This is a genomic window from Lewinellaceae bacterium, assembly GCA_020636105.1.
Classification (GTDB): domain Bacteria; phylum Bacteroidota; class Bacteroidia; order Chitinophagales; family Saprospiraceae; genus BCD1.
The window spans coordinates 15,410-37,940 of sequence record JACJYL010000001.1 but is presented as its reverse complement, the minus strand read 5'-3'; the positions used below and the strand labels follow the sequence as shown (position 1 = coordinate 37,940).

At 43.6% G+C, this 22,531-nt stretch carries 13 protein-coding genes and 1 tRNA gene; 6 read left to right on the top strand and 8 right to left on the bottom strand.

The features are described 5' to 3' along the window. Window positions 1-142: 142 nt before the first annotated feature. The 3 genes from H6571_00135 to H6571_00125 all read left to right on the top strand — a co-directional run bounded on the left by H6571_00135 (window position 143) and on the right by H6571_00125 (window position 3,688). Entirely contained in the window at window positions 143-520 is a 378-nt protein-coding gene (locus H6571_00135) for a four helix bundle protein (GenBank protein ID MCB9322123.1), read from the top strand. Further along, window positions 517-1,791: a TolC family protein gene (locus H6571_00130; GenBank protein MCB9322122.1), complete on the top strand. Its 1,275-nt coding sequence runs from the start codon at window positions 517-519 to the stop codon at window positions 1,789-1,791. Before H6571_00135 ends, H6571_00130 begins: the two co-directional genes overlap by 4 nt. Window positions 1,792-1,912: 121 nt before the next feature. Further along, complete coding sequence (locus tag H6571_00125) at window positions 1,913-3,688, top strand: efflux RND transporter periplasmic adaptor subunit (GenBank protein ID MCB9322121.1); 1,776 nt, start codon at window positions 1,913-1,915, stop codon at window positions 3,686-3,688. Between the two features lie 118 nt (window positions 3,689-3,806). Here H6571_00125 and H6571_00120 read toward each other — a convergent pair. Continuing rightward, window positions 3,807-3,878 (bottom strand) — tRNA-Arg (locus tag H6571_00120). A gap of 240 nt (window positions 3,879-4,118) precedes the next feature. Here H6571_00120 and H6571_00115 point away from each other — a divergent pair. Together H6571_00115 and H6571_00110 are read left to right on the top strand one after the other, a co-directional pair. Further along, entirely contained in the window at window positions 4,119-5,165 is a 1,047-nt protein-coding gene (locus tag H6571_00115; GenBank protein MCB9322120.1) for an NAD(P)-dependent glycerol-3-phosphate dehydrogenase, read from the top strand. Window positions 5,166-5,372: 207 nt separating this feature from the next. Beyond that, window positions 5,373-5,819, top strand: a complete 447-nt coding sequence (locus H6571_00110; protein ID MCB9322119.1) for an FKBP-type peptidyl-prolyl cis-trans isomerase — start codon at window positions 5,373-5,375, stop codon at window positions 5,817-5,819. 125 nt (window positions 5,820-5,944) lie between these two features. Here H6571_00110 and H6571_00105 read toward each other — a convergent pair whose 3' ends face one another. The 3 genes from H6571_00105 to H6571_00095 form a co-directional block, all read right to left on the bottom strand. Further along, window positions 5,945-6,259, bottom strand: coding sequence for a DUF3467 domain-containing protein (locus H6571_00105; protein MCB9322118.1), 315 nt, complete (start codon window positions 6,257-6,259; stop codon window positions 5,945-5,947). Window positions 6,260-6,269: 10 nt separating this feature from the next. Further along, window positions 6,270-8,867: a type I DNA topoisomerase gene (gene topA, locus H6571_00100; protein ID MCB9322117.1), complete on the bottom strand. Its 2,598-nt coding sequence runs from the start codon at window positions 8,865-8,867 to the stop codon at window positions 6,270-6,272. A 239-nt stretch (window positions 8,868-9,106) separates the two neighbouring features. Further along, entirely contained in the window at window positions 9,107-10,912 is a 1,806-nt protein-coding gene (locus H6571_00095; GenBank protein MCB9322116.1) for an ATP-binding cassette domain-containing protein, read from the bottom strand. 317 nt (window positions 10,913-11,229) lie between these two features. Here H6571_00095 and H6571_00090 point away from each other — a divergent pair, with 317 nt between their 5' ends. After that, complete coding sequence (locus tag H6571_00090) at window positions 11,230-12,057, top strand: hypothetical protein (GenBank protein MCB9322115.1); 828 nt, start codon at window positions 11,230-11,232, stop codon at window positions 12,055-12,057. 211 nt (window positions 12,058-12,268) lie between these two features. Here H6571_00090 and H6571_00085 read toward each other — a convergent pair whose 3' ends face one another. The 4 genes from H6571_00085 to H6571_00070 form a co-directional block, all read right to left on the bottom strand. After that, on the bottom strand, window positions 12,269-18,259 hold the full coding sequence (locus H6571_00085; protein ID MCB9322114.1) for a T9SS type A sorting domain-containing protein: 5,991 nt from the start codon (window positions 18,257-18,259) through the stop codon (window positions 12,269-12,271). Between the two features lie 153 nt (window positions 18,260-18,412). After that, window positions 18,413-20,041, bottom strand: coding sequence for a hypothetical protein (locus H6571_00080; GenBank protein ID MCB9322113.1), 1,629 nt, complete (start codon window positions 20,039-20,041; stop codon window positions 18,413-18,415). A gap of 243 nt (window positions 20,042-20,284) precedes the next feature. Then, window positions 20,285-20,845, bottom strand: a complete 561-nt coding sequence (locus H6571_00075; GenBank protein MCB9322112.1) for a sigma-70 family RNA polymerase sigma factor — start codon at window positions 20,843-20,845, stop codon at window positions 20,285-20,287. A gap of 294 nt (window positions 20,846-21,139) precedes the next feature. Next, window positions 21,140-22,435, bottom strand: coding sequence for a choice-of-anchor L domain-containing protein (locus H6571_00070; protein MCB9322111.1), 1,296 nt, complete (start codon window positions 22,433-22,435; stop codon window positions 21,140-21,142). Between the last annotated feature and the right edge of the window lie 96 nt (window positions 22,436-22,531).

The following is a 22,531-nucleotide window of genomic DNA, read 5'->3' as shown; positions in this document are numbered from 1 at the left end:
AGACAGATGGGGATAGATGGAGACAGATGGAGGACCTTATTTCGGTATTAAGTATTGGAAAGGAGGCGTGAGGGGATTTTTTTGTTTGATTTTTGGTTAATATGACTGTAATAATATTTTTTAACCCTTAAAACAAATGAAAATGGGAAAATACATTGAATTAAAGGATCTGGAAATATATAAATTATCCAGAGAGCTTTCAAGTGGAATATGGCAAATTTATTGTGAAATGAAATGGCAAGACCAAAAAATCATGGGAGATCAGGCAGTGCGGTCAGCAGATTCTGTTGGAGCAAATATTGCCGAAGGATATGGCCGTTATCACAAATTAGATAAAATACGATTCTACCTGATTGCCCGAGCTTCTCTTAACGAATTTAGTATTCACTGGGTGGAATTATTACACGAAAGAAAAATCTTGAATATAGATGTATTTAACGACCTGAAAAGTTGCTCAAAAAAGCTTGAAATAAAATTAAACAATTTCATTACCCGGATTCGAAAAAGTGACAATTTATGAAACATAAAAAATCTCCAAATATCAATTTATCTCTATTTATCCATCTATCTCTATTTATCTCCCTATCTCTATTTTATTCTAATGAGATGATTGGACAACCGTTAGATGATTTACTGAGCATAGCGGAGACCAACAATTATGAACTTAAAGCTTTGGAACAGGAGTACCTTGCCGCTTTGGAGAAGGCGCCACAGGTTAGCCAGTTACCTGACCCTGAAGTCAGCCTGGGCTTATTCGCCTTGCCTGCCGAAACACGGTTAGGGCCGCAAAGGATTGCCTTTGGAGCCTCCCAAATGTTCCCATGGAAAGGGACGTTAAATGCCCGGAAAGCTATCGCCCTGAGCAATGCAAGCGTATCCTTCGAACGCATAACGGCAACCAAACTCGATCTGTTCTACCAGGTAAAAATGGCTTACCTGGAGTTGTATGAACTCAATCAAAGTATGGAGATTATCCAGGGTAATATCATGCTTTTTAAGGCACTGGAATCCACCGCCCTGGCCAAAACAGAAAGTGGTAAAGGCAGCATTGCGGATGTGCTTAGGACGCAATTAAAGCTAAAGGAACTGGATCAAAAACTAAAAATAATTGCCAACCAAAAATCTATAGCCCAGGCCACCCTCAACCAGGCCCTGGGCCGCCCCGCAGATGTTCAGGTGCAGGTTACGGATGAATTTGAACCGGCTGAACTGATATTCGACAAGGATAGTTTAGCGGAAAATATCAGGGAGCATCACCCCATGTTAACTATGTATTCCCTCCAGCAGGAAAGCGCCAGAAAGGAAATGGATCTGAACACGCTCAACGGTAAACCCTCCTTTGGGGTTGGCCTGGATTACATCCTGGTGGGGAAACGCAGCGACGCCAATCCGGAAAGTAACGGACGTGACATTTTGGTTCCAAAGATCAAAATGACTGTTCCGTTGAATCGTAAAAAGTACACCGCCAGGGCCCAGGAAGAACAACTGAGAATTACTGCCCTGGAAAATCGAAAGGAAGATCTTCAGTTGAAATTTATGGCTGGCATTGAAAAAGCCTATGCAGATTATGAAGACGCCATTTTGAAACTGGAACTGTATCAGCAACAAATAAAGATCACCCAATCCGTCATTGACATTTTACAGGAGAGCTACACCAATTCCGGAAACAGTTTTGATGAATTGCTTCGCCTGGAGAATGACCTCGTCAATTACGAAATGGATATTTTGAAAGCTACCGTTAAAAGTCATAAAGCCAAGATCGAAATCGAGAGGTACTTGATTGATTATTAATTATTTAACTACAAAGCACGCGAAGAAGGCGCGGAGGACGCAAAGTTAGTCCACGTTGCCTGATTTAAACAGGACTAAATTATTTGACAAAATTTATCAGAGATTTTAAATAATCAGCATTATGAAGAATAAATCAATATATATCGTTGGAATAATGGCTTTAGCCTTAGGTTTTTCAGCAGCGTGGTTTATTAAACCTGCAAAAACTCAAAGTAATCCCGATTCAAATATTGAGCATAACCACCAATCCGCAAATCCAACAATCTGGACCTGCTCCATGCACCCGCAAATTCAGCAACCTGAGCCGGGGCAATGCCCTATTTGCGGAATGGACCTGATCCCCCTTCTCAACATCAGTTCCAATAATGATCCGCTTGTGCTGGAAATGACACAGGAAGCCATTAAGTTGGCCAATATTCAAACTACGGTTATCGGAGCTTCAGGAAAGCACGAAAAATCTATATTACTCAATGGAAAAATTCAGGCCGATGAAAGGCGCTCCTCCAGTCAGTCTGCTCATATTCCCGGGCGTATCGAGCAGTTGTTTATCACCTTTACCGCCGAGCAAGTCAAAAAAGGACAAAAAATCGCCACCATTTATTCCCCGGAACTGGTCACCGCCCAACAGGAATTGATAGAAGCTCTGAAGTTTTCCGACGTGAATCCAAAACTTGCCGAAGCGGCGAGAAAAAAACTGCTGTTTTGGAAAATTCCGGCAAAAACCATTGAAGCCATTGAACAAAGCGGAACCATCCAGGAAACCTTTACCCTTTATGCCGAAACGGACGGAGTGGTTTCCAACCGCAGAATTGCCATGGGCGACTACGTAAACAAAGGACAAGTACTTTTCGACCTTATCAACCTTAGCAACCTTTGGGTTTTATTTGATGGTTATGAAGAAGACCTGGCCAATATTCACGTTGGGGATAAAGTTGAATTTACTACCCCAGCCCTGTCCACTAAAACCTTTACCACCCGAATCAATTATATCGATCCAGTGATCAACCCCAAAACCCGGGTTGCTTCCTTGCGTGCTGAAATAAACAACAGTGCAGGTCTGCTCAAACCGGAAATGTTCGTCCGGGGAGAAGTAAAAGCCAGCATGGCCGCAAACGAAAAATTGATGGTTCCCAAATCGGCAGTTTTGTGGACGGGCAAGCGTTCGGTGGTTTATGTGAAATTGCCCGACATGGAAATCCCCTCCTATTCTTATCGTGAAATAGACCTGGGGCCTTCTCTTGGAAATAGTTTCCTTATTGAAGGCGGTTTGGAAGCAGGTGAGGAAGTAGTGACTCGTGGAAATTTTGCCATTGATGCCTCTGCCCAGCTGAACAATCAGCAAAGCATGATGAATAAAATGGTTAAACAAAAAGGAGGAAAGGAACCCCCTGCAACCCTTCCCGATTTTGGGGCGGACACTCCGGTAGCTTTTAAAGCCCAGTTAAGTGATCTGGTCAAACCATACCTGGCATTAAAAAACGCCCTCGTTTCTACCGATCAGGATGCCGCAATTGCTGCGGTGCCCGCTTTCCTGGAAAATCTTACAAAACCTGATAGGAGCCTGCTGAAAGGAAGTGCCCATATGTATTGGATGGATCAATTGAACGGGATGAAAGGGCATGCTGAACAAATTAAAACCCTAACAGATGTCGAAGCCCAGCGCACCCAATTCTCCTTCCTTTCCCAGCTGTTGATCCAGACCTTTGAAGCCTTTGGATACGATGGTGATACCCTATATATTCAACATTGCCCTATGGCCTTTGACAATGACGGGGCCGATTGGATCAGCCGGGAAGAAGATATCGAAAATCCCTATTTCGGGGATAAAATGATGAAATGTGGCACCGTTACCGGAATACTTCCAATGGAGATGTCGCCCCGCCAGGACGAGAATTAAATGTAAAATACCGAATGTAGAAAGTAAAAGGAAGTATTCCAAAATGACAGGCCCAAACGCCAACCCGCTCACTTTTTAATTTAAAATTTTACATTTTGCATTTTGCGGTTTAAAAGAGTAGCCCCGCCAGGAATCGAACCTGGATCTTAGGTTCCGGAAACCTACATACTATCCGTTGTACTACGGGGCCAGTAAAATGTAAAATGTAAAATGTAAAAGACTAAAGTGAGTTTGGGTTTGAGTTTTGAGTTTGGGGAGTTAAAAGTCAACATTTTACATTATTGCAACCTGAAATATCCGGAAAAAGTTTCAGTGCGGGCGCAAATCTACGAGTAATCTTTATTTTATTCAAACTTTAGTAATTCCTAATTTAGGAAATAGGAAATCTGTTCACAAAATGCGTACTTTTATGAATTAATTAAAAGTTGAAATGCCAGACAAAAAAGGAAAACGGACAGGTGTTATAGGAGTAGGTAGTTTTGGAACAGCGATAGCCAATTTGTTGGCGCACAACACCGATGTACTGGTCTTTAGCAGGAAACAGGAAGTGGTGGATAAAATCAACCTGGAGCATCGCCATTTTGGATTAAATCTGAGTGAGCGTATTGTTGCCACCAATTCCCTGGAGGAAGTTTCCAGGGAATGCACCCTGATCTTCCCCATCGTGCCTTCGAATAAATTCAGGGTGATGATGCAAAACCTGGGACCATCCCTTCGTCCTTACCACATCCTCATTCATGGTACCAAAGGGTTTGACCTGCGGAATATCGATTTAAATGATATTGAAAACAAAAATGTAACCCTGTCAGATATATGCACGATGACGGAGGTGATCAAGCAGGAAAGTTCCGTAGAAAGAGTGGGTTGCCTGGCCGGCCCCAACCTGGCCAGCGAAATCATGGAAGGGCAGCCTACTGCAACGGTTATTGCCAGCCACTTTGACGAGGTGATCAACCTTGGTAAAAAAAATCTCAACAGCAAACATTTTCATGTTTTCGGCAATTACGACCTTTTGGGAGCTGAGCTGGCAGGTGCACTTAAAAACGTCATCGCTCTGGGTTCGGGGATCCTCCGCGGACATGGGCTCGGAAAAAACATTCAGGCGATGCTGATTTCCCGTGGTCTTGGCGAAATGATCCATTTTGGTAAAAAAATCGGGGCCGAAAGCAGTGCTTTCCTCGGCACCGCCGGCATCGGTGACCTCATTGCCACAGCTACCAGTAAAAGCAGCCGCAATTTCACCTTTGGTTATCGGCTCGGAAAAGGAGAATCCCTTGAAGAAATCAATAAAACTACCGATGAGTTGGCAGAAGGGGTAAGAACGCTTGTCATTACCAACTATCTGGCCAATCACTATCGGCTGCACGTTCCCATAACGAGGATGCTATACAAAGTGGTTTACGAAGGTTTTTCCGTAGACCGTGCCATAGAGTTTTTAATGATATATCCTTACGACGTAGATGTAGATTTTATTTAGCATCGTAGTTTACTCCAAAATAATTTGAGTAATAATTAGGTTTGAAAATCGAATTTTCCTTGTCAGCCCCTCAACACTTCTGAAAATGATCTGTTATGGTATGGACAAAAGGAAAAAATAAAATTTAAAATTAAGACTATCAATTTGTTTTTTCATCGTCCCTAAGAAAGTTAATTGGCTTTAATATTGTTAATAAATTAGTTATAAATGAATTTGAAATTACTTGCAATCATTACCCTTGTCGGTTTATTTTTCGCTTCTTGTTCAAAAGATTATAATAAGATCAACCGGGAAGAAATCCTTGATTTTCTCGATGCCAACAATCTGGATGCTATAGAACACGAATCCGGGCTCTTTTATATTATTACCCAAACGGGGAATGGAAATCATCCACCTTTTGATGCGACGGTAACGGTAAAATACACGGGTACTTTGCTTGACGGCACTTTTTTTGATGGCACCCAGGATGGAGCTACCGCTACCTTTCCCTTATACAATCTTATTCCCGGCTGGCAAATTGGCATTCCTCTGCTGGAAAAAGGCGGAAAAGGAACATTTTTTATTCCTTCAGAACTAGGGTATGGCAGCCAGGCAACAGGCAATATTCCTGCCAATTCCGTATTGGTTTTTGATATTGAACTGGTCAATTTTTAGGCGCCGCCCAACGAAGTTTACTGTTCAAAAAAGGACTTAGAGTTAAATTCAATGAATTGACGGCAAAAAAAAACCGCAAAAGTAATGTATACTTTTTGCGGTTTTTTTTTCTGTATATAAAACGTTTACGCCTGTGCTGTCGGCGTAAAACTCATCGGAGGGAACGGTGGCTGGTCCGGTTCATCGATGGTTCCGAACTGAGCTTCAAAACGCTGGATATTATCATTGAGGGCCTTGAGCAAACGCTTCGCGTGCTGAGGCGTGAGAATAATCCTGGATTTGACTTTTGCTTTGGGCACATTGGGCATCAATCGCACAAAGTCCAATACAAATTCCGATGAGGAATGAGAGATGATCGCTAGGTTGGAATAAACCCCTTCAGCAATTTCTTCGGGAAGCTCCAGGTTTAGTTGTTGATTTTTTTTGTTCTTTTCGTCCATGGCAAACTTTTTATTTCTTTTTAGAAGTAGTTGTCTTTTTTTTGGTGGCCGCCGGTTTTTTAGCGGTTGTCTTTTTAGGCGCTGCAGCCTTTTTCTTAAAAGCTCCCGGAATCTCGGCTTCGATAATCTCTTTTACCTGTTCCAACGAAAGGGTTGCAGCACTTTCCGGAGTGGCTTTGGCTCCATCTATTTTAGGCAGTTTTATCGCTTTTTTATTGTAGCGGACAAAAGGACCCCACCGTCCGTTTTCAAGTGCGATCAGGGTTTTTCCTTCCTCCCATTTTTTAATAAAGCGGTTGGCCTCCTTTTCTATTTTTTCTTCAATCAACTCAACAATTTCAGCATCGGAAAGTTCATCAAAGTTGAATCTTTTAGGAACATTGATAAATATTCCGTCCCACTTCAGGAAAGGTCCAAAACGGCCAACACCCTTTGTCACTTCCTTTCCCTGATACTCGTAAACCGGGGCATCCTGTTTTCTTTTTTCCTCTATGAGTTCAATAGCCCGCTCAAGGGAAACCCCATGAGGATCTTCCCCTTTGGACAGGGAAATGAATTTTTCATCGAATTTCACGTATGGGCCAAATCTTCCGGCACCAATGACTACCTCCTGGCCTTCGTACTTACCAATCATTTTAGGAAGCGCAAACAGTTTCATGGCTTCGTCAAACTCAATGGTTTCCATCGACTGTCCAGGTGCCAGGTTGGCATACCGAGGCTTTTCTTCTTCACCCAATTCTTCCGGGGTTCCTATCTGCACCACAGGACCATTGCGGGATAAGCGGGTGAGTAAGGTATAGCCAGAATCAGGATCCTGTCCCAAAACACGTTCTTTATTCGGGCGATCTGCCGTTTCAATCGTTTTTTCAACCATAGAATGAAAAGGCACATAGAAGTCTTGGAGCATTTTCGTCCATACCTCCTTTCCATTAGCAATATCATCGAATCGTTTTTCGATCTTGGCCGTAAAACTATAATTCATGATATTCGCAAAATAATCTTCGAGAAAGTCACTCACCACCATTCCCATATCCGTGGGATAAAGCCTGTTTTTTATAGCACCGAACATTTCTGTCTTTGTGGCTTTATTTATTTGGTTGTTATGCAAAGTGAAAACCAGATACTGCTTTTCTTCGCCGTCCCTGTTTTCCTTAACCACATATCCACGCTCCTTTTCCATGATCTTGGTAATGGTAGGCGCATAAGTAGACGGGCGGCCAATCCCCAGTTCTTCCAACTTGCTCACCAGTCCTGCTTCTGAATACCTGGCAGGGGGGCGGGTATAACGTTCCAGGGCAGTCAGTTCCTCAAGATCCAGAGCCTGTCCCACTTTGAGGGGGGGCAACATTCCCTTGGCTTCTTCTTCGTCATCATCATCTTTGGATTCCAGGTAAACTTTAAGAAATCCTTCAAATTTCAATACTTCTCCAATGGCCTGAAGCCTGGCATCCGGAACGGTAGATACTCCTATCTCAACGGTGGTTTTTTCAAGTTCTGCTTCTGCCATTTGGGAAGCAATGGTCCGTTTCCATATCAATTCATACAAACGCTGTTCGTCGCGGTCCCCCGATACATTTTGTTTCACAATATAAGTGGGCCGAATGGCTTCGTGGGCTTCTTGTGCATCAACCTTTTTCGTCTTAAACCGGCGGATTTTAACGTATTCTTTCCCAAAAGATTTTTCGACCTCCTGGGCAATACTTTGTATGGCCAGCTCCCCCAGACTGATGGAATCAGTTCTCATATAGGTGATGTGCCCTGCTTCGTACAAGCGCTGGGCGACCATCATCGTCCGTTTTACGGCAAATCCAAATTTACGACTCGCTTCCTGTTGCAAGGTGGAAGTCGTAAAAGGGGCTGCCGGTTTTCGTTTGAGCGGTTTTACATTTATATCCTTTATGCTAAAGGTAGCGCCGATGCATTTTTTCAGGAATGCCTCGGCAGCCTCAGCGGAATCGTAACGGTCAGGACTTTCAGCCTTAAGTTCTACTGTTTTTCCATTACCGGTTTTTACGTTAAAAACGGCCGACAATTTAAAATATAGCGCAGGATTAAAATCAATGATCTCCCGTTCCCGTTCCACAACAAGTTTTACGGCTACCGACTGCACACGACCGGCAGACAATTTTCCCCGGATTTTTTTCCATAAAATTCCTGAGAGTTCAAATCCTACAAGACGGTCGAGAATTCTTCTTGCCTGCTGTGCATTGACCAGGTTGGTATCTACCGTTCTGGGATTGGAAACAGCATGAAGAATGGCAGGTTTGGTGATTTCACGGAAAACGATGCGTTTAGTTGTATGTTCATCGAGCCCTAAAACTTTACATAAATGCCAGGATATGGCTTCTCCTTCTCTATCCTCATCCGTAGCCAGCCATACTTCATCGACCTTACTTACCCAGCTTTTCAGATCGCTGACTACCTTTCTTTTTTCGGGGGAAACAATGTATTTGGGTTTGAAGCCATTGTCGACTTCAACCGCATTGTTTCCTTTCTCCAGATCACGGATATGTCCAAAGCTGGATTTAACAGTGAAATCTTTGCCGAGGTATTTTTCAATGGTTTTTGCCTTCGCCGGCGACTCCACAATCAGTAGGTTCTTTGGCATAGTTTTGATTATTTCTTTTCAATTTTAAAGTGCAAATGTATAAATTATCTTTAAAAATCCTGTTGTATAAAATTTTGATTTAAAAAGTACCCCCCAATAATGCCTGTTATTTTCCCATTTTGCTTCCAATTATTTCAACAAGCAAAATTTTTCAACCCTTCCTTCATGCTGCCAAAAGAAGCCCTTAAAACAAGTGAAAGCCATGATTACTTGATGGCATTTTCTGCCAGCCCGATTATTTAGGAAACCAAATCAAATTGAAGTTTTGCCAGGCTGTTGTAAGCCCCCCCTTCTTTTGTTGACAGTTCAAGATGCGTTCCCTGTTCTACGATTTTACCATGCTCAAGCACATAGATCCTGTCCACATCCTTGATGGTAGCCAACCGGTGGGCAATGATAATGGAAGTCCGGTTTTCCATTAATGCTTCCAGTGCCTCCTGAACCACTTTTTCAGATTCAGCATCCAAGGCAGAGGTAGCCTCATCCAGTAATAAAATGGGCGGATTTTTTAAAATGGCGCGCGCAATAGCAATTCGCTGCCGCTGCCCACCCGATAATTTTACGCCACGTTCCCCGACGATGGTTTCCAGTCCTTCCGGAAATTTTTGAATAAACTCCCAGGCATAAGCTTTTTTGGAAGCCTCAATTACTTCCTCGTCTGTAGCATTGGGTTTACCGTAAAGGATGTTTTCTTTGATGGTTCCCCCGAAAAGTATTACTTCCTGGGGAACCACTGCAAAATTTTGTCGATATTTGGAAAGAGGATATTCCCGGATATTTTTTCCATCCACTTCAATGATTCCGGTCTGGTGCTTGTAAAACTGCAATAACAACTGAACAATGGTAGACTTTCCGGCACCGCTGGTTCCGACAAGGGCAACTCTTTCCCCGGGTTTGATTTCCAGCGAAATATCCTTCAGTACCTGGATATCCGTCCTCGTTGGATAAACGAAACTGATATTTTCAAAACGAATGGCCCCGGAAAAACGCTCTTCCGGCTTCAGGGGTTCCAGCGGGCTCAGCTCGACCTCCGCCGCCTCTTCCATGATTTCAAAAATGCGCTCGGCCGCCCCGACTGCAGATACGATCGTGGTGTAAAAATTGCCCAGGCTGACTATTGAACCTCCGATGACGCCGGTGTAAATAACGAAATCAATCAGCCCGTTTTTATTCATTTCTCCTGACTGTACGAGCAAAGCTGCCTCGTACATGATAAAAAACAAGGCTCCAAACATTACCAATATGATAAAAGACGAAAATACGCCCCTGAATTTCGCTGCCCGCAGGGAAATGTCCACAGCATCTTTGAGTTCCTTATTGAACCGGTTTAATTCAAACCACTCGTTGGTAAAAGCTTTTACCGTCTGGACACTTTGCATAGTCTCCTCGACGACCACGTTCGTTTTGGCAATTTTATCCTGCCGTTCGCGCATAAGTTTTCTGATGAACTTGCCAAAAAACATGGCCGCCACCACCACAAAAGGGAAAGTCAGTAACATGGTAAGTGCCAAACGAGGCATAGTGAAAATAATTATGGCAATCCCTCCGATCAGCGTAATGATCTGTCGTACAAACTCTGCCAGGGTGATCGACATGACGCCCTGTACCTGGGTTACATCATTGGAAATCCGGCTCGTCAGCTCCCCTACTCTTCTTTCTTCGAAAAAAGGAATTTCCAGGGTCAGGAGTTTTTTGTACAGATCCCGTCTGAGGTTGGCAATACTCTTTTCACTAACTATGGCAAACAAATTAACCCTGAAATAGGAAAACAAACTTTGGATGACCAATAAACCGGAGAGGAGCAAGAACAATTTGCCGAGGGTCAGTCCAAACCGGGGTTCCCCGGAAATTATATTCAATATTTCTCCGGGAATCTTCATAATCCCCAGGAAAATAAGACTCCCTATTGATAAAAGAACCATTCCTATAATAAACTGCCATTTATAGGGCATTACATATGAATAAAGGTGCATAGCCTTTTTCAAACCATCCTTAGTCAGTTTCGGCTTTTTTTCCGGTTGATTGCCGGTTTTTTCACGCTCCATAAGTTCCTTTTAATTCAAGCTGTTAAATTATAGAAATTCAAAAGTAGGCAAATTAATCAAATCAAAATAAAGTATTACTTTTGTCACCGGTTACCTACTTTGCCTTTAATTTATTAATTTGCAATACTATACTTTACCTGTTTTTTCGTTAAAGGGGAAGTAAAATGTCCCCGTCTTGGCTTTATCCCGGATTATAATAAATAAATTCGCCGGAAATCGTAAATCACTTTTTAGGCATTTACTCATTAGACAGCAACAATAATTGAACAAAATAAGTTGAAAAATCTTAATCCTAAAAATTTATCAATAGTCAAATCATGAAAAAAATATTCATCCTCCTTTTTTTAATTTCAAGCTTTTTTACCCAGGCCCAAAAGACAGAAGTCGGACTCATTTTGGGTGGATCTTTGTATAGCGGCGATATATCCCCAAAAGAATTCGGCCTTTTCCTTAATGAATTCCAACCGGCAATCGGAGTATTCGGAAGACTTAATACTTCCCGATTATTTTCAGCAAGGCTTAGCGTTTCCTATACCAAACTTTCGGCTGATGACCTTGACGTGGGCATTCCGTCACGCGGACTGAATTTCCGTACCAATTTGCTCGAAGCGGAACTGATGGGAGAATTAAACATTCTTCGTATGGGTGACCCCAAACGGGTCGAAGTCGTACCTTACCTTATGGGAGGAGTGGGGGTTTTTAAGTTTAACCCACAGGGAAGACTTGAAGATACCTGGGTTGACCTGCAGCCGTTAGGCACCGAAGGTCAGGGACTGCCCACCTACACAGCGCCCTATCAGCTAACACAACTCAATATTCCGTTAGGGGGTGGAATAAAATTGATCTTTGATGAACGTTGGACCCTTGGTTTTGAATTTTCAGGTCGCAAACTTTTCACGGATCACCTGGATGATATCAGTGGGGCACCTGTCAATTACCTCGACGTACTGGAAGGCAACGGACAAATCGCCGCACAATTCAGCAACCCTAATGTAAAAAGTCCGGAAGAAGGGGATATTACCTACCGTAGAGGAGGCCAGTACAATGACTGGTATTTCTTTGGAAATATTACCCTCTCTTTTAATATTGGTCGTTTACAGGGTGTAAGCGGTGGACGGGGCATTGGCTGTCCGAATAACTTTTAATATTTAAAGAAGAAAATCCGGGCATTCTATTTTTTTAAAATGGGCCGGGATCAAAAATAATGAATGGTAAATAGTAGCGGGTTGCGGATTTTTCAATCCGCAACCCGCTACTATTATTATATTACAGATCTTCCTTATTCAAATTTTTACAAATCCTGGGGGCAGGTTGCTGAGAACCCGTCGCGGCAGGATAAATGTGGCGAATTGACGTTTATCTTATAATCCCTATTTCTCTTACCTTAACCAACACCCCATCTACAAAGCATTTTAAAAAATAAATTCCTTCAGGAAGTTGGGTGGTATTCAATTCAAGTTTTCCTTCCCGAAAATTGTCCACAGATTCCATCTCCACCATAGTTCCCAGCAGATCAAATAAAGTCAACCGGACTTCTCCTGTTGCATTTAATGTTAAATCAACAAATATTCCATTGTCTGCAGGGTTTGGATACAGGTTAAACCGTTGTAATGGGGTAAAAGCTTCACCTGTCGGCACCAAAAAAATAGAGTCTGAAAGGGAACAACCATTTGCGTCAACTACGGTAACGGCATAGGTATTGACTTCTGACACCTCAATAGTCATCGTCGTATCCCCAGTGTTCCAAAAATAGGCATAACCCGGTGTTCCCCCGGAAACGGAAGCCATCACACTCCCTTCATTCGCCGGAGGATCAGGTGGCATGCCGATTAGACTAATTCCAAGCATTTCAGGTTCAGCGAGATCAAACTCAAAATGCTCCTGGCAATCCATGGTATCGGTCACTACGAGCTCAAAGATCCCGTCTCCCAGGTTTCCAATAACATCTGACACTTGTCCCGGGATAATTTCTCCATTAAAATTCCAATAAAAATTATAGGGAAAACCTCCCCCTGTTATATCAACAGCAATGGAACCATCCTGATAACCAAAACAAGATGGAGGGCTAAGTACCTGGTTGACCAACTCAATGCCAGTAGGCGGTTGTCCAACAGAGAAAAATGGGAAAATAGCCCGACAGGTATCCGCATCTGTAACCGTAACAGTATAAGAACCGAAAGGTACCCCTGACAAATCCTCATCCGTTACCCCTCCGTAAGACCATTTATACGTAAAAGGAGGTACTCCTCCCGAAACATTAATATCGATCATGCCTGTACTGTCTCCGCGACATTTTACATTCGTTATGATGGTAGAATCATTAACGATCAGCGGATTTTGATACACTATGCTGGAATCTGTCACCAATACGGTACACCCGTGAGCATCAGTGACCAGTACCGTGTAAATTCCGGCGGAAATATTTTCCAGATCCTCTTCTTCCCCAACCAAGACTCCATCCTGGTTGTTCCAGGCAAATGAGTATTCAGGTGTACCGCCGGAAACAGTAATATACACCCCTCCTTCATTACCACCAAAACAAATAGCCAAATCAAAACTATCCTGGCTCACCGTCAATGGCAACGGAGCCTGAATGGACACCTCATCCGATTCAACCGTACAACCCGAGCCAAGGTCAGTAACGGTTACACTGTAAACAGCACTATGGGTAAGGTTTAACTTGGTAACGGAATCCGCTGAAGTATGGAGGATGTAAGTTGGCGTAAAATGATAAAGATAATCTCCCGACCCATTGGAAATAACCGCCGTCATATTGGCATCAGTTTCTCCGGAACAGCTAATGCCATTCACAATAAAGGTATCCAGAATGATGGCCCCTGTTTTTTCTTTTAATTTAACATCTTCGATTACCGCTGAACAGCCATTTGCGTCTTCGACGGTAAAACTGTAGTTTCCGGGTTCAACCCCCGTCAAAATAGCGCCCTGGCTGCCTTCGCTCCATGTAAAGGTGTAAGGCATTGTACCTCCCGTCGCAAAAGCCATCAAAGTGTCTCCGGTAGCCGGGGTACATTCTTCCCCTTGTAATATTTCAATCCCAGACACCAACACGCTTGGTTCGTTTAGGATAAAAGTAGTATCTATCGCACAACCATTCGCATCCATGACTATTATTCTGTAATCGTCGGCTGGAAGATCGGAAATATCCTCTGTCACTAGTCCTGTTCCCAGCCAATTGATGTTAAAAGGTTCGGTGCCACCCAAAATATTGGTCTCTATATATGCGGTCGATTCACCATTACAAAGTGGAAGTCCCACCTCCTCTACTTCAAGTCTGAGTAGTTCCGGATATTCTATATTGAGGGTGTCTGACACAAAAGTACAACCGTTCACATCGGAAATAGTCAGTTGATAATCTCCTGGTGCCAGATCAGTACGGTTGGTTTCTTCTGCCCCATCGTTCCATAGCGATTGGAACGGAGGAGTGCCAGAGTTTAAAACCAATACACTAATTATCGCATCATCCACTTCAAAACAACTGGGATCTGATATCGAAAAGTCAAGATCAAATACCTGGGGAGCGGCAATAACGATGGAAGTGTCATACAGGCATCCTTGGGCATCCATTACCTGCACAGAATATATTCCCGTGGTCAACTGACCAATCATTGAAGTGGTGTCCCCTGTTTCAAGCCACTGGTATGAAAAAGGACCGATCCCGGTAGGCTCAAGTTGTATACTTCCGGTGGAAGGTCCAACACACAAAGGCGTTACCAATGAAATGCCAAAGTCCAGTGTCGCCAATGAAGTAAGGGATAAATAAACCCTATCGCTTTGACAACCATATCCGTCTGCGACATAAAACTCATATACGCCTACCCCGAGATTCCCAAGGGAATTTCCATCCAGTGCTCCTTCTGGTCCAAAAAAATGATAAGGAGGAGTCCCACCTATTCCATACAATTCAACCTGACCTGTGGTGTCACCCAGGCAATCGGGTTGTGTGATCCCCACTATCCCAAGTTCGAGTATTCCAGGATCGACAATCGTGTAAGAGGTGGCTGCCTGACATTGGTTGAGGTCAGTAACGGTAACCTGGTAAACGCCTGCGGATAAATTCAACAAAACAGGTGCGGTACTGCCCGTACTCCATTTATATTTATAGGGAGGAGTTCCTCCTTGCCCGGAGATGTGGATAAATCCATCTTTAACGCCGTTACAACTCATATTTTTTAATGAATCCAGTTGAATGTTTAAGGGGTCCGGTCCGGGCAATTCTATTTCATCCATGAAAGCACAACCGTGAAAGTCAGTGACGGTAAGCGAATAAGTTCCAATAGGCTTGTTTAAAATATAAGGCGAGATCGCATTGGTCGACCAATGGTATTGATAAGGAGCCGTACCGCCAAAAGGGGTCACTGAAATACTTCCATTTGACAATCCGGCACAGGTAGGTGATACTATATTATACCCAACAAAAAGAGAATCGGGTTCATCCACTAGTATTTGATTGAGCACTGTTTCGCATTCGCCACTGGTGATGGTCACGGAATAGGATCCTCCGCTCAGGCCATCCACGCACAAGGTGGTTTCTCCTGTATTCCACAAATAATCAATAGCGCCGTTGCCTTGAATGTTCAGACAAATTTGCCCGTCCTGTGCTCCAAAGCAAGAAACATTATCAATCACCGGCGGCATAATGATGACTCCCGGGCCTTGAACAATCACATTGCGCAAATTAAAGGAACACATTGCCTCGGAGCTGTCAGTTATTTCTATATGATATCCCCCCTGAGGCAAACCGGTGATAAAGGCCGTATCGGACACTCCGGTCAAAGTCCCGGAAAGCCCGTCGCTTCCTGTCCATTGAAAATTAAAAGGACTGGTCCCGTTTAAGGGTATTATCGTTATGCTTCCATCCGTGCCCATACATTCAGAAACATCGGCGACAAATACTCTAACAGAATCAATGCTGTTGGTGGTGGTAACCGTTACACTATCAGTACTAAAACATCCTTCTTCGTCGGTTACCGTCACAAAGTAAATATCTTCCGTTCCGGCCAGAAAATCCGCCTCTACCTCCAATTGGGACAGACTGCTCCCCGTACTCCAAAAATAACTATACGCTCCGGTCCCCCCCGCTGCTTCAACATTGATGATCCCGGTGGCTTCTTTGCAAAGTGAGAAAGAATCTGATGGAAAAAAGGAAAGTTGAGGCCCTGGTTTGACCACAACTGTCACGGCGCCTTCATCGGTACAACCGTCAGGACTGGTCATCAAAAAATAATAGTCCGTAGTAACCGAAGGGCTCACGACCGGCGGATCGATTAAGTTCTCCGGGATAGCCGGTAAAGCTGTATAAAAACTGACCTGACCGCCTGTAAAATTGGCATCCAAAATGTCCAGAGAAGCCAGGTTGAAGGACTCAGACGGGCATATCTCCGGCGTATCGGGAGTACTGACATCAGGGTTAGGATTTATGACCACCACCACTTCTGCAAGATCAAAAGTAAAACAATTAAAGTCCAGGGTTTGCCCGACGAGGTAGGTAAATTCAACAGGAACCGGACTATTATTTAAAGGCAAATCCGTTGGCATAAAACAATTTCCAAACGCCACAACGCTGTCGGTTCGAATAGCGTCGTACCACAAAATGAAATTCCCTTCAACCGGCGTGGCACATAACACCGGGATTTCTCCCGAACAAATGGTATCGCCTGTGGCGGGTGGAGCAGGCAAAATGATATCATCATCCACTTCTGCCAAATTACAATTATTATCAATTCCATCACATGGAATTTCCAGGGCTCCCGGGTGTATCTCATTATTGGAATCGTTACAATCTCCGGGTGTAACGACATAATTCGAAGGGGGATTCGCAGCGCAGCTCAATACATAATTTCCATCATCCCCATAACCATCATTATCCCCATCAAAATAATAAACCACCACCGGATCTCCAACTACCTGAGAACCGTATATCACAATATCATCCAGGGCAATATCCCCCTTTAAACCACTTGTTTTTCGTCCAACGAACCTAAATTGCAGGATCGCCCCGTCTTCATAATTACCGAGGCCGACAAAGGTTTTGTGCCACCCGTCTCCCTGGTTTCCTGATTTTTTCCATAATTGATGCCAGGTAAACCCGCCGTCATCCGAAACTTCAAGGCTAAGGCTGCCAATGGTAAACCCGAACATGTGATAATTAAAAGACAGGTGGCAGGTGTCCGTTCCTTGTTTATCCAGCTGAATACAGGAAGAATACAGCACTGCCTCCATATCAGAGGTACATCCCGATGTTTCAATGTAAATATAATTTCCGCCACCCGAAACATCATCGGAAGGCCCGGTTCCAGGCGTGCTGGTGCTTCCTGACATTACGATCCAGTCCATATCGTCATTCCGGGCATTCTTCCAGATGCCATCCAGATCACAATCCACCAGGCAGTTGCCAACACAAGAGGCCTCGGCATCAAAATTTTCCCACATCGAAACAGGGGGCGGCTGGCATCCCGTCACAAAATTGACCGGACAGCTATTCGGTGAAAAATGGCCGGTCAATTCACAATATCTTCTGACATATAATTCGTACCCGGTATCGGGAAGAAGTCCGGAAAGGGTAATGGGGGTGCAATCAAAAAACTGAAGGAGTCCTTCATTTGCCATGGAATCCGTTCCGGGAGTAAACCCGGAAGGGCCGAATTCAATGATTGTAGTGCCGCAGAAATCAGAAGGTTCCCAGGCCAGTTCAACGGAAGTCGTATCGATGTTCGTTACCAAAACCTGGGAAATGGGAAGACAGATCATCGGCTCAAAAACGAGCTCTACATACTCCAGGCTTCCCGTATCTCCTACTGCATCATCGCATAAAAGAAGGAGCCAGTGGCCATTAGCAGGCGTAATCCCGTCATTGAACAGATAAAAATGGTCTTGCGGAATATAGGGGCCGTCCAGGAATGGGGCTACTCCCTCACTTATGGGCGTACAACCGCTTACAGAAAAAGTGGTAAACTGGGTACAGGAAAGATCTTCCGGGTTCCCAAAATTATTATCGCCTCCACCGTTATTAGAGGTCAGGATCACCTGGATGCCGGAAGGAGAAACCAGGGTAAGATTAACATCATTGACCCAGGTGTGGTCGATGATTATCCGTACCTCACTCAGGAAAACGTCCTGCCCCAACAAGCCGGGTGTATTGCTTTCAACAATTTCTACTACTTTGGGTTGGTAAATGGTTCCGTTAGGCGTACAATTGTTATCGGGAATGGCTACTCCGAGTCCACAACTGGAAGGATTGCTCACTACGGTGCTTTGAGCCCCAATAATATTGAGGTGTACCAGAACACCACATAGAAAAAAAAGAAATGGTCTAATCCAAAGCGGCATAGAAGTTTGTTTTGGGACGTAAGATTTGTGGGTATTCAGCAAATGTCGAATGAACGCAACAAAACTAATCAATGCCGACTAAAATTAATATATCATGGAAAATAAATTCACAAGATTGTTTGCGGAGGTACAATTTAGGGTGGGCGGGCGGGGCTAAAACCTCAGCACTTCTCTTACATCAAATTCCATGAGCACCTCACGATCCACCACTTCCATCACGAAAGTATACTTGCTCCTGGATTTATCTATATTTTTAAATTGCTCCGGTCTGAAAACGGCAATCCTGCCGTCCGGTAAAACCATCCACAAAATATTTTCAGTATTGGCATCAAAAGAGACATTGGCGCCAGGCTGTGCCAGAAACTTCGTCAATGAATTTCGACTTTTATCCGCTATGAAAGCCACACAAGGTTCGAGCTCTTTACCGTTCTGATCTACGAACCGGGCCTTAACTTTAATTTTTTCCGGGATGACTGGCCGTGCGCATATCCATATCCCCAGACCATCAGCCTGGAAATGATTAATCACCTTTTGAGCTACCACTCCCTTTTTTTCTTCGGGATCGATCCCTGCCTCTTTCAAGGTTTCATTAAACCGTTGGCGGGCCAGCCGCCGTTGTTCCTCAAAACTATCATGAAGAGCCACCTTATCTCTCTGCAAAGCTTTTTCGCGTTCAGACATCAGGTTTTGATAAACGAGGAGCTCCTCTTGATACCGCTCCATGGCTAGTTCGTAATCTTTGGTGGTCAAAACGGGATTCACGATCAATTTCAGGCGATTGCCCTCAGCAATGAGTTCTAACTCAAAGTCATTTCCCTGAAGTTTTTTAACTTTGGCATCTTCCCATACTACCTGAAAAGCCCGCTGGTCTATCTCCGGGTTATTGACCGACAATTGCCAGATGGTTCCTTCATAAAGGAAATCATTTCCTTCTGGTAATTTATCTTTAAGGAAATCCAGTTCCAGGGTGATCCTGTTTTTGTCTTTTTCCTGTGGTTTTAAGGGCGGTGTTGGAAGAGACTGGTTGTTCTCTATAGCGATCAGGGCATCACTTTCTTTATAGGCAATTTCGTTTAATTCATCTTTGAGCACTTTTTTCCTGGCATACAAGGGATCATTATACTCCAGCGTTTCTTCCACGAATTGCATCATATCAATATCCCGAAACACCCAGCTTTTTTGTGCGGTATCCAATTGATACACATTATAACCAGGGGCCTTATCACCTGCATGCATAAATATCTGTCCGGCCATTTCCACTTTGATGGATTTTCCGGCAGCCAGATCCACCCTTTTACCGTCTTTTTCAGCAAAAATTTCCACAACCCCACTGGTCTCCAGGTTATAAACGGCTCCCGCTGAATCATAAGTCATCGGAATCCCGGAAATGAAAAAATCTACGTAATCCGTATATTCACGATAATACAAATTTACGTTTCCTTCTACCAAGGTCCCCCTGTCATTCATAAAGGCAGCGGAAGGAACGATCAGGCGTGAACCGCTTTCGTACTCAAAAACGCCCCCCTGGTTGGGATTAACCGTAAAATGGGAAAAAGAAGGAATCGCTGAGGCTAAAGGTTCATCAACAAAAGGATGTTGAGCAAAAAAAACGCTTTCGTTGATCACATGGGGTGTTGTAAAAATTCCTTTAAATACGAAAAGTAAGGCAATGGCTGCTGCGGCTGCGCTACTCCAATAGATCAAACGAAGTACTTTGAGGCCCGTTTTTTTGGAAACGACAGGAGGCTGCTCCAGTTGCTCCAAAAGTGCATCAAAATCCATGTGCCGGGAGATTTCGGCTTCGGTCAAAGGTTTTTGATTAATTTTAAAATGGTAATTGTTCCTCATAAGCTTTTAAAGTAATTACGAATGATTAACCTTTGATTACGAATGTAATAGAAAGAAATCCGTAAAACATCAACCCTCTGCCGTAAAACTTTTTAAATAAAATTCATCTGATCACTATGTAATATCCGGAGCATCAAAAAAACATCCCAACCACCAAAACCATTCCCCATTTTCTGACTACTCCAGCTTTTTCTTCAGCCTACCCAATATCCTGTATGTTTTCATCTTGGCATTGGCCTCGGTGATCTGGAGAATATCGGCAATTTCCCTGAAGGGTTTATCTTCAAAAAAACGCATTTCGATAATTTCCAGGTCATCGGGATTTAGATCATCCAATAACCTGACCATATTTTCAAGCTGTCGCCCATCATCAATGGCCCCCAACTCATTAGCCAGTTCCTCTACATGGCTATCGTTTATGCTGACTACCCTTTGTTGCTGATTTCCTCTAAAATGCTGAGCTACTTCATTACTGGCGATTCGGTACAACCAGGCGGAAAACGGAACCCCCTTAAAAGTGTAGCGATCCAATCGCTGGATGGCTTTCAAAAAAACCTGAGAACAGAGGTCAGCACTTAACGACTCATCTGCTGTACGACGGAAGACGAACCTGAAAATAGGATCATAATACCGCTCATACAAGGGCCTGAACTGCGCAGGGTTTTGCTGAGCCGCCTGAATTTCAAGCCACTCTGCCCGCATAGCGTCAGCAGAAACAGTCTTTTTCGAAACCTCCATTGATTCCTTTTTACTAAAATTGGTTTGACTCCACTCTAAGTTGGAAAGCATCAAAAGTACGGTTTTTTGCGCAAAATAAACACCCGGGTGTTGTATAAAACCAGCCGTTTTACCCATTACAATGCTTCATAATCAAACGTTCAACGATCGCTCATTACGTCTATTGTAATTCGAAAGTAAAACTCGCCAGTTCAAGACTGTTTCAATTATATAATGCACTCGTCAGAAAAAGTAACAGGCCGTCGGAATGTTTTTTTGCGTTTTTTATCCGATCCTTTTTTGCGATTTTTTTTCTTATTCCTTGACAAAACGGGAGGCAAAAATCTTTCCTGTATCGGAATGAATTTGAATAAAATAAACCCCTGCAGGAAGATCTGATGGTAGGTTGACATCCATGTTCCCATCCGAATTGGTAAAATCCACTGACCACTTCTGTCCCATGGAATTGAGTAACCAAATGCCCTTTACCGTTTCGGAGGCCTTGTTTATTAACGATACCTTGTCTTTTACCGGATTAGGAAATACCTGCAATGCGTCGGATGCCTCCGGCTGAAAAACACCGGTGGTAAAATCGACGGTGGTACTGTAAGTCTCCGAACAACAAAAGTTCCTTGTGGTCAGCGAAACGGTGTAAGTCCCCGGTTCATCATAGGTCATTGGCTCAGGATTTCTTTCCGTTGAAGTCATGCCGTTGCCGAAATCCCAGAACCATTCCCTTGCGTATTTGGAGTAGTTGGTAAATTCCACAGCGCCGCCCTCCAGGGAAACGTTAAATTGAGTCGGAGGAATGAGCAAACTATCGGCTCCCAGTGAATTGAAAGACAAAAACACCCCTGAATCGAAAGTGGCGTCTGCTCCATCGCCGATCAAAAGTTTGGCGTGGTAAGTCTCCCCTCCTACCGCATAAAAAGAAGCCGGCAAAGGAATAGTCATTCCGTCAAAAACGATATCCGTTCCTGATTCATTATTGATGTAGTACTGTTCAAAATCCGGATCTCCGCAGGCCGGATTATCATTAAGGGTATTTATTGCCACCGTTTCCATTGAATTCGGAACGGTACAGATATTATAGGAATTATTGGAAAAAGTACCGTTGATCCCAGGCCCGGAAACCAAAAAACCAAAACCGTCATTAAAATTGGTGCAGGTAAATTCTGGATATTCTTCGGATCCGAATACATAGTTAAACCGAAGGGTATCCGAATTGGTCACCGTAAAATCAAATTCGATAATGGCTGCATCAAAATTCGGAATATCAGCCATGAGCAGGTTGAGGTCATAATCGCCTGAAGTATTATTATAAGTTGTGGCAAAAGCCATCGCACTGTCGGCAACTGAGGAAGCGAGCCCCGTTGTGAACAAAATCCCTGCACCCAACCCGAGGTTTGTGCCTTCTGCATCAAAAAAGGCTATGGCCCCCGGGACACCGGAATAAACCACATTGGAAGTTATGACATTAGGATTGTCAAAAAAGTCCTGGACCATTTCTTCTGGCGTATAACTGTAATCGATGAAGAGATTGGATTGTGCCTTGAGTCCAAAGGAAAAAGTAATGAACAATATAAAGGAGATCAGGTAGAATTTTTTCATGTTATTGTTTTTAAATCTATAGAATAAAAAGATCAAACCAGGTTAAGGAACAGTTCAAAAATAAATTGACAATTTTAATCATGTAAATCACTGAAA

Coding starts and splice junctions, on each gene's coding strand:
- H6571_00080 (MCB9322113.1), bottom strand. CDS start 20,041: ATGGATTTTGATGCACTTTTGGAGCAACTGGAGCAGCCTCCTGTCGTT.
- H6571_00125 (MCB9322121.1), top strand. CDS start 1,913: ATGAAGAATAAATCAATATATATCGTTGGAATAATGGCTTTAGCCTTA.
- H6571_00090 (MCB9322115.1), top strand. CDS start 11,230: ATGAAAAAAATATTCATCCTCCTTTTTTTAATTTCAAGCTTTTTTACC.
- H6571_00075 (MCB9322112.1), bottom strand. CDS start 20,845: ATGGAGGTTTCGAAAAAGACTGTTTCTGCTGACGCTATGCGGGCAGAG.
- H6571_00115 (MCB9322120.1), top strand. CDS start 4,119: ATGCCAGACAAAAAAGGAAAACGGACAGGTGTTATAGGAGTAGGTAGT.
- H6571_00105 (MCB9322118.1), bottom strand. CDS start 6,259: ATGGACGAAAAGAACAAAAAAAATCAACAACTAAACCTGGAGCTTCCC.
- H6571_00110 (MCB9322119.1), top strand. CDS start 5,373: ATGAATTTGAAATTACTTGCAATCATTACCCTTGTCGGTTTATTTTTC.
- H6571_00130 (MCB9322122.1), top strand. CDS start 517: ATGAAACATAAAAAATCTCCAAATATCAATTTATCTCTATTTATCCAT.
- H6571_00135 (MCB9322123.1), top strand. CDS start 143: ATGGGAAAATACATTGAATTAAAGGATCTGGAAATATATAAATTATCC.
- H6571_00070 (MCB9322111.1), bottom strand. CDS start 22,435: ATGAAAAAATTCTACCTGATCTCCTTTATATTGTTCATTACTTTTTCC.
- H6571_00095 (MCB9322116.1), bottom strand. CDS start 10,912: ATGGAGCGTGAAAAAACCGGCAATCAACCGGAAAAAAAGCCGAAACTG.
- H6571_00085 (MCB9322114.1), bottom strand. CDS start 18,259: ATGCCGCTTTGGATTAGACCATTTCTTTTTTTTCTATGTGGTGTTCTG.
- topA (MCB9322117.1), bottom strand. CDS start 8,867: ATGCCAAAGAACCTACTGATTGTGGAGTCGCCGGCGAAGGCAAAAACC.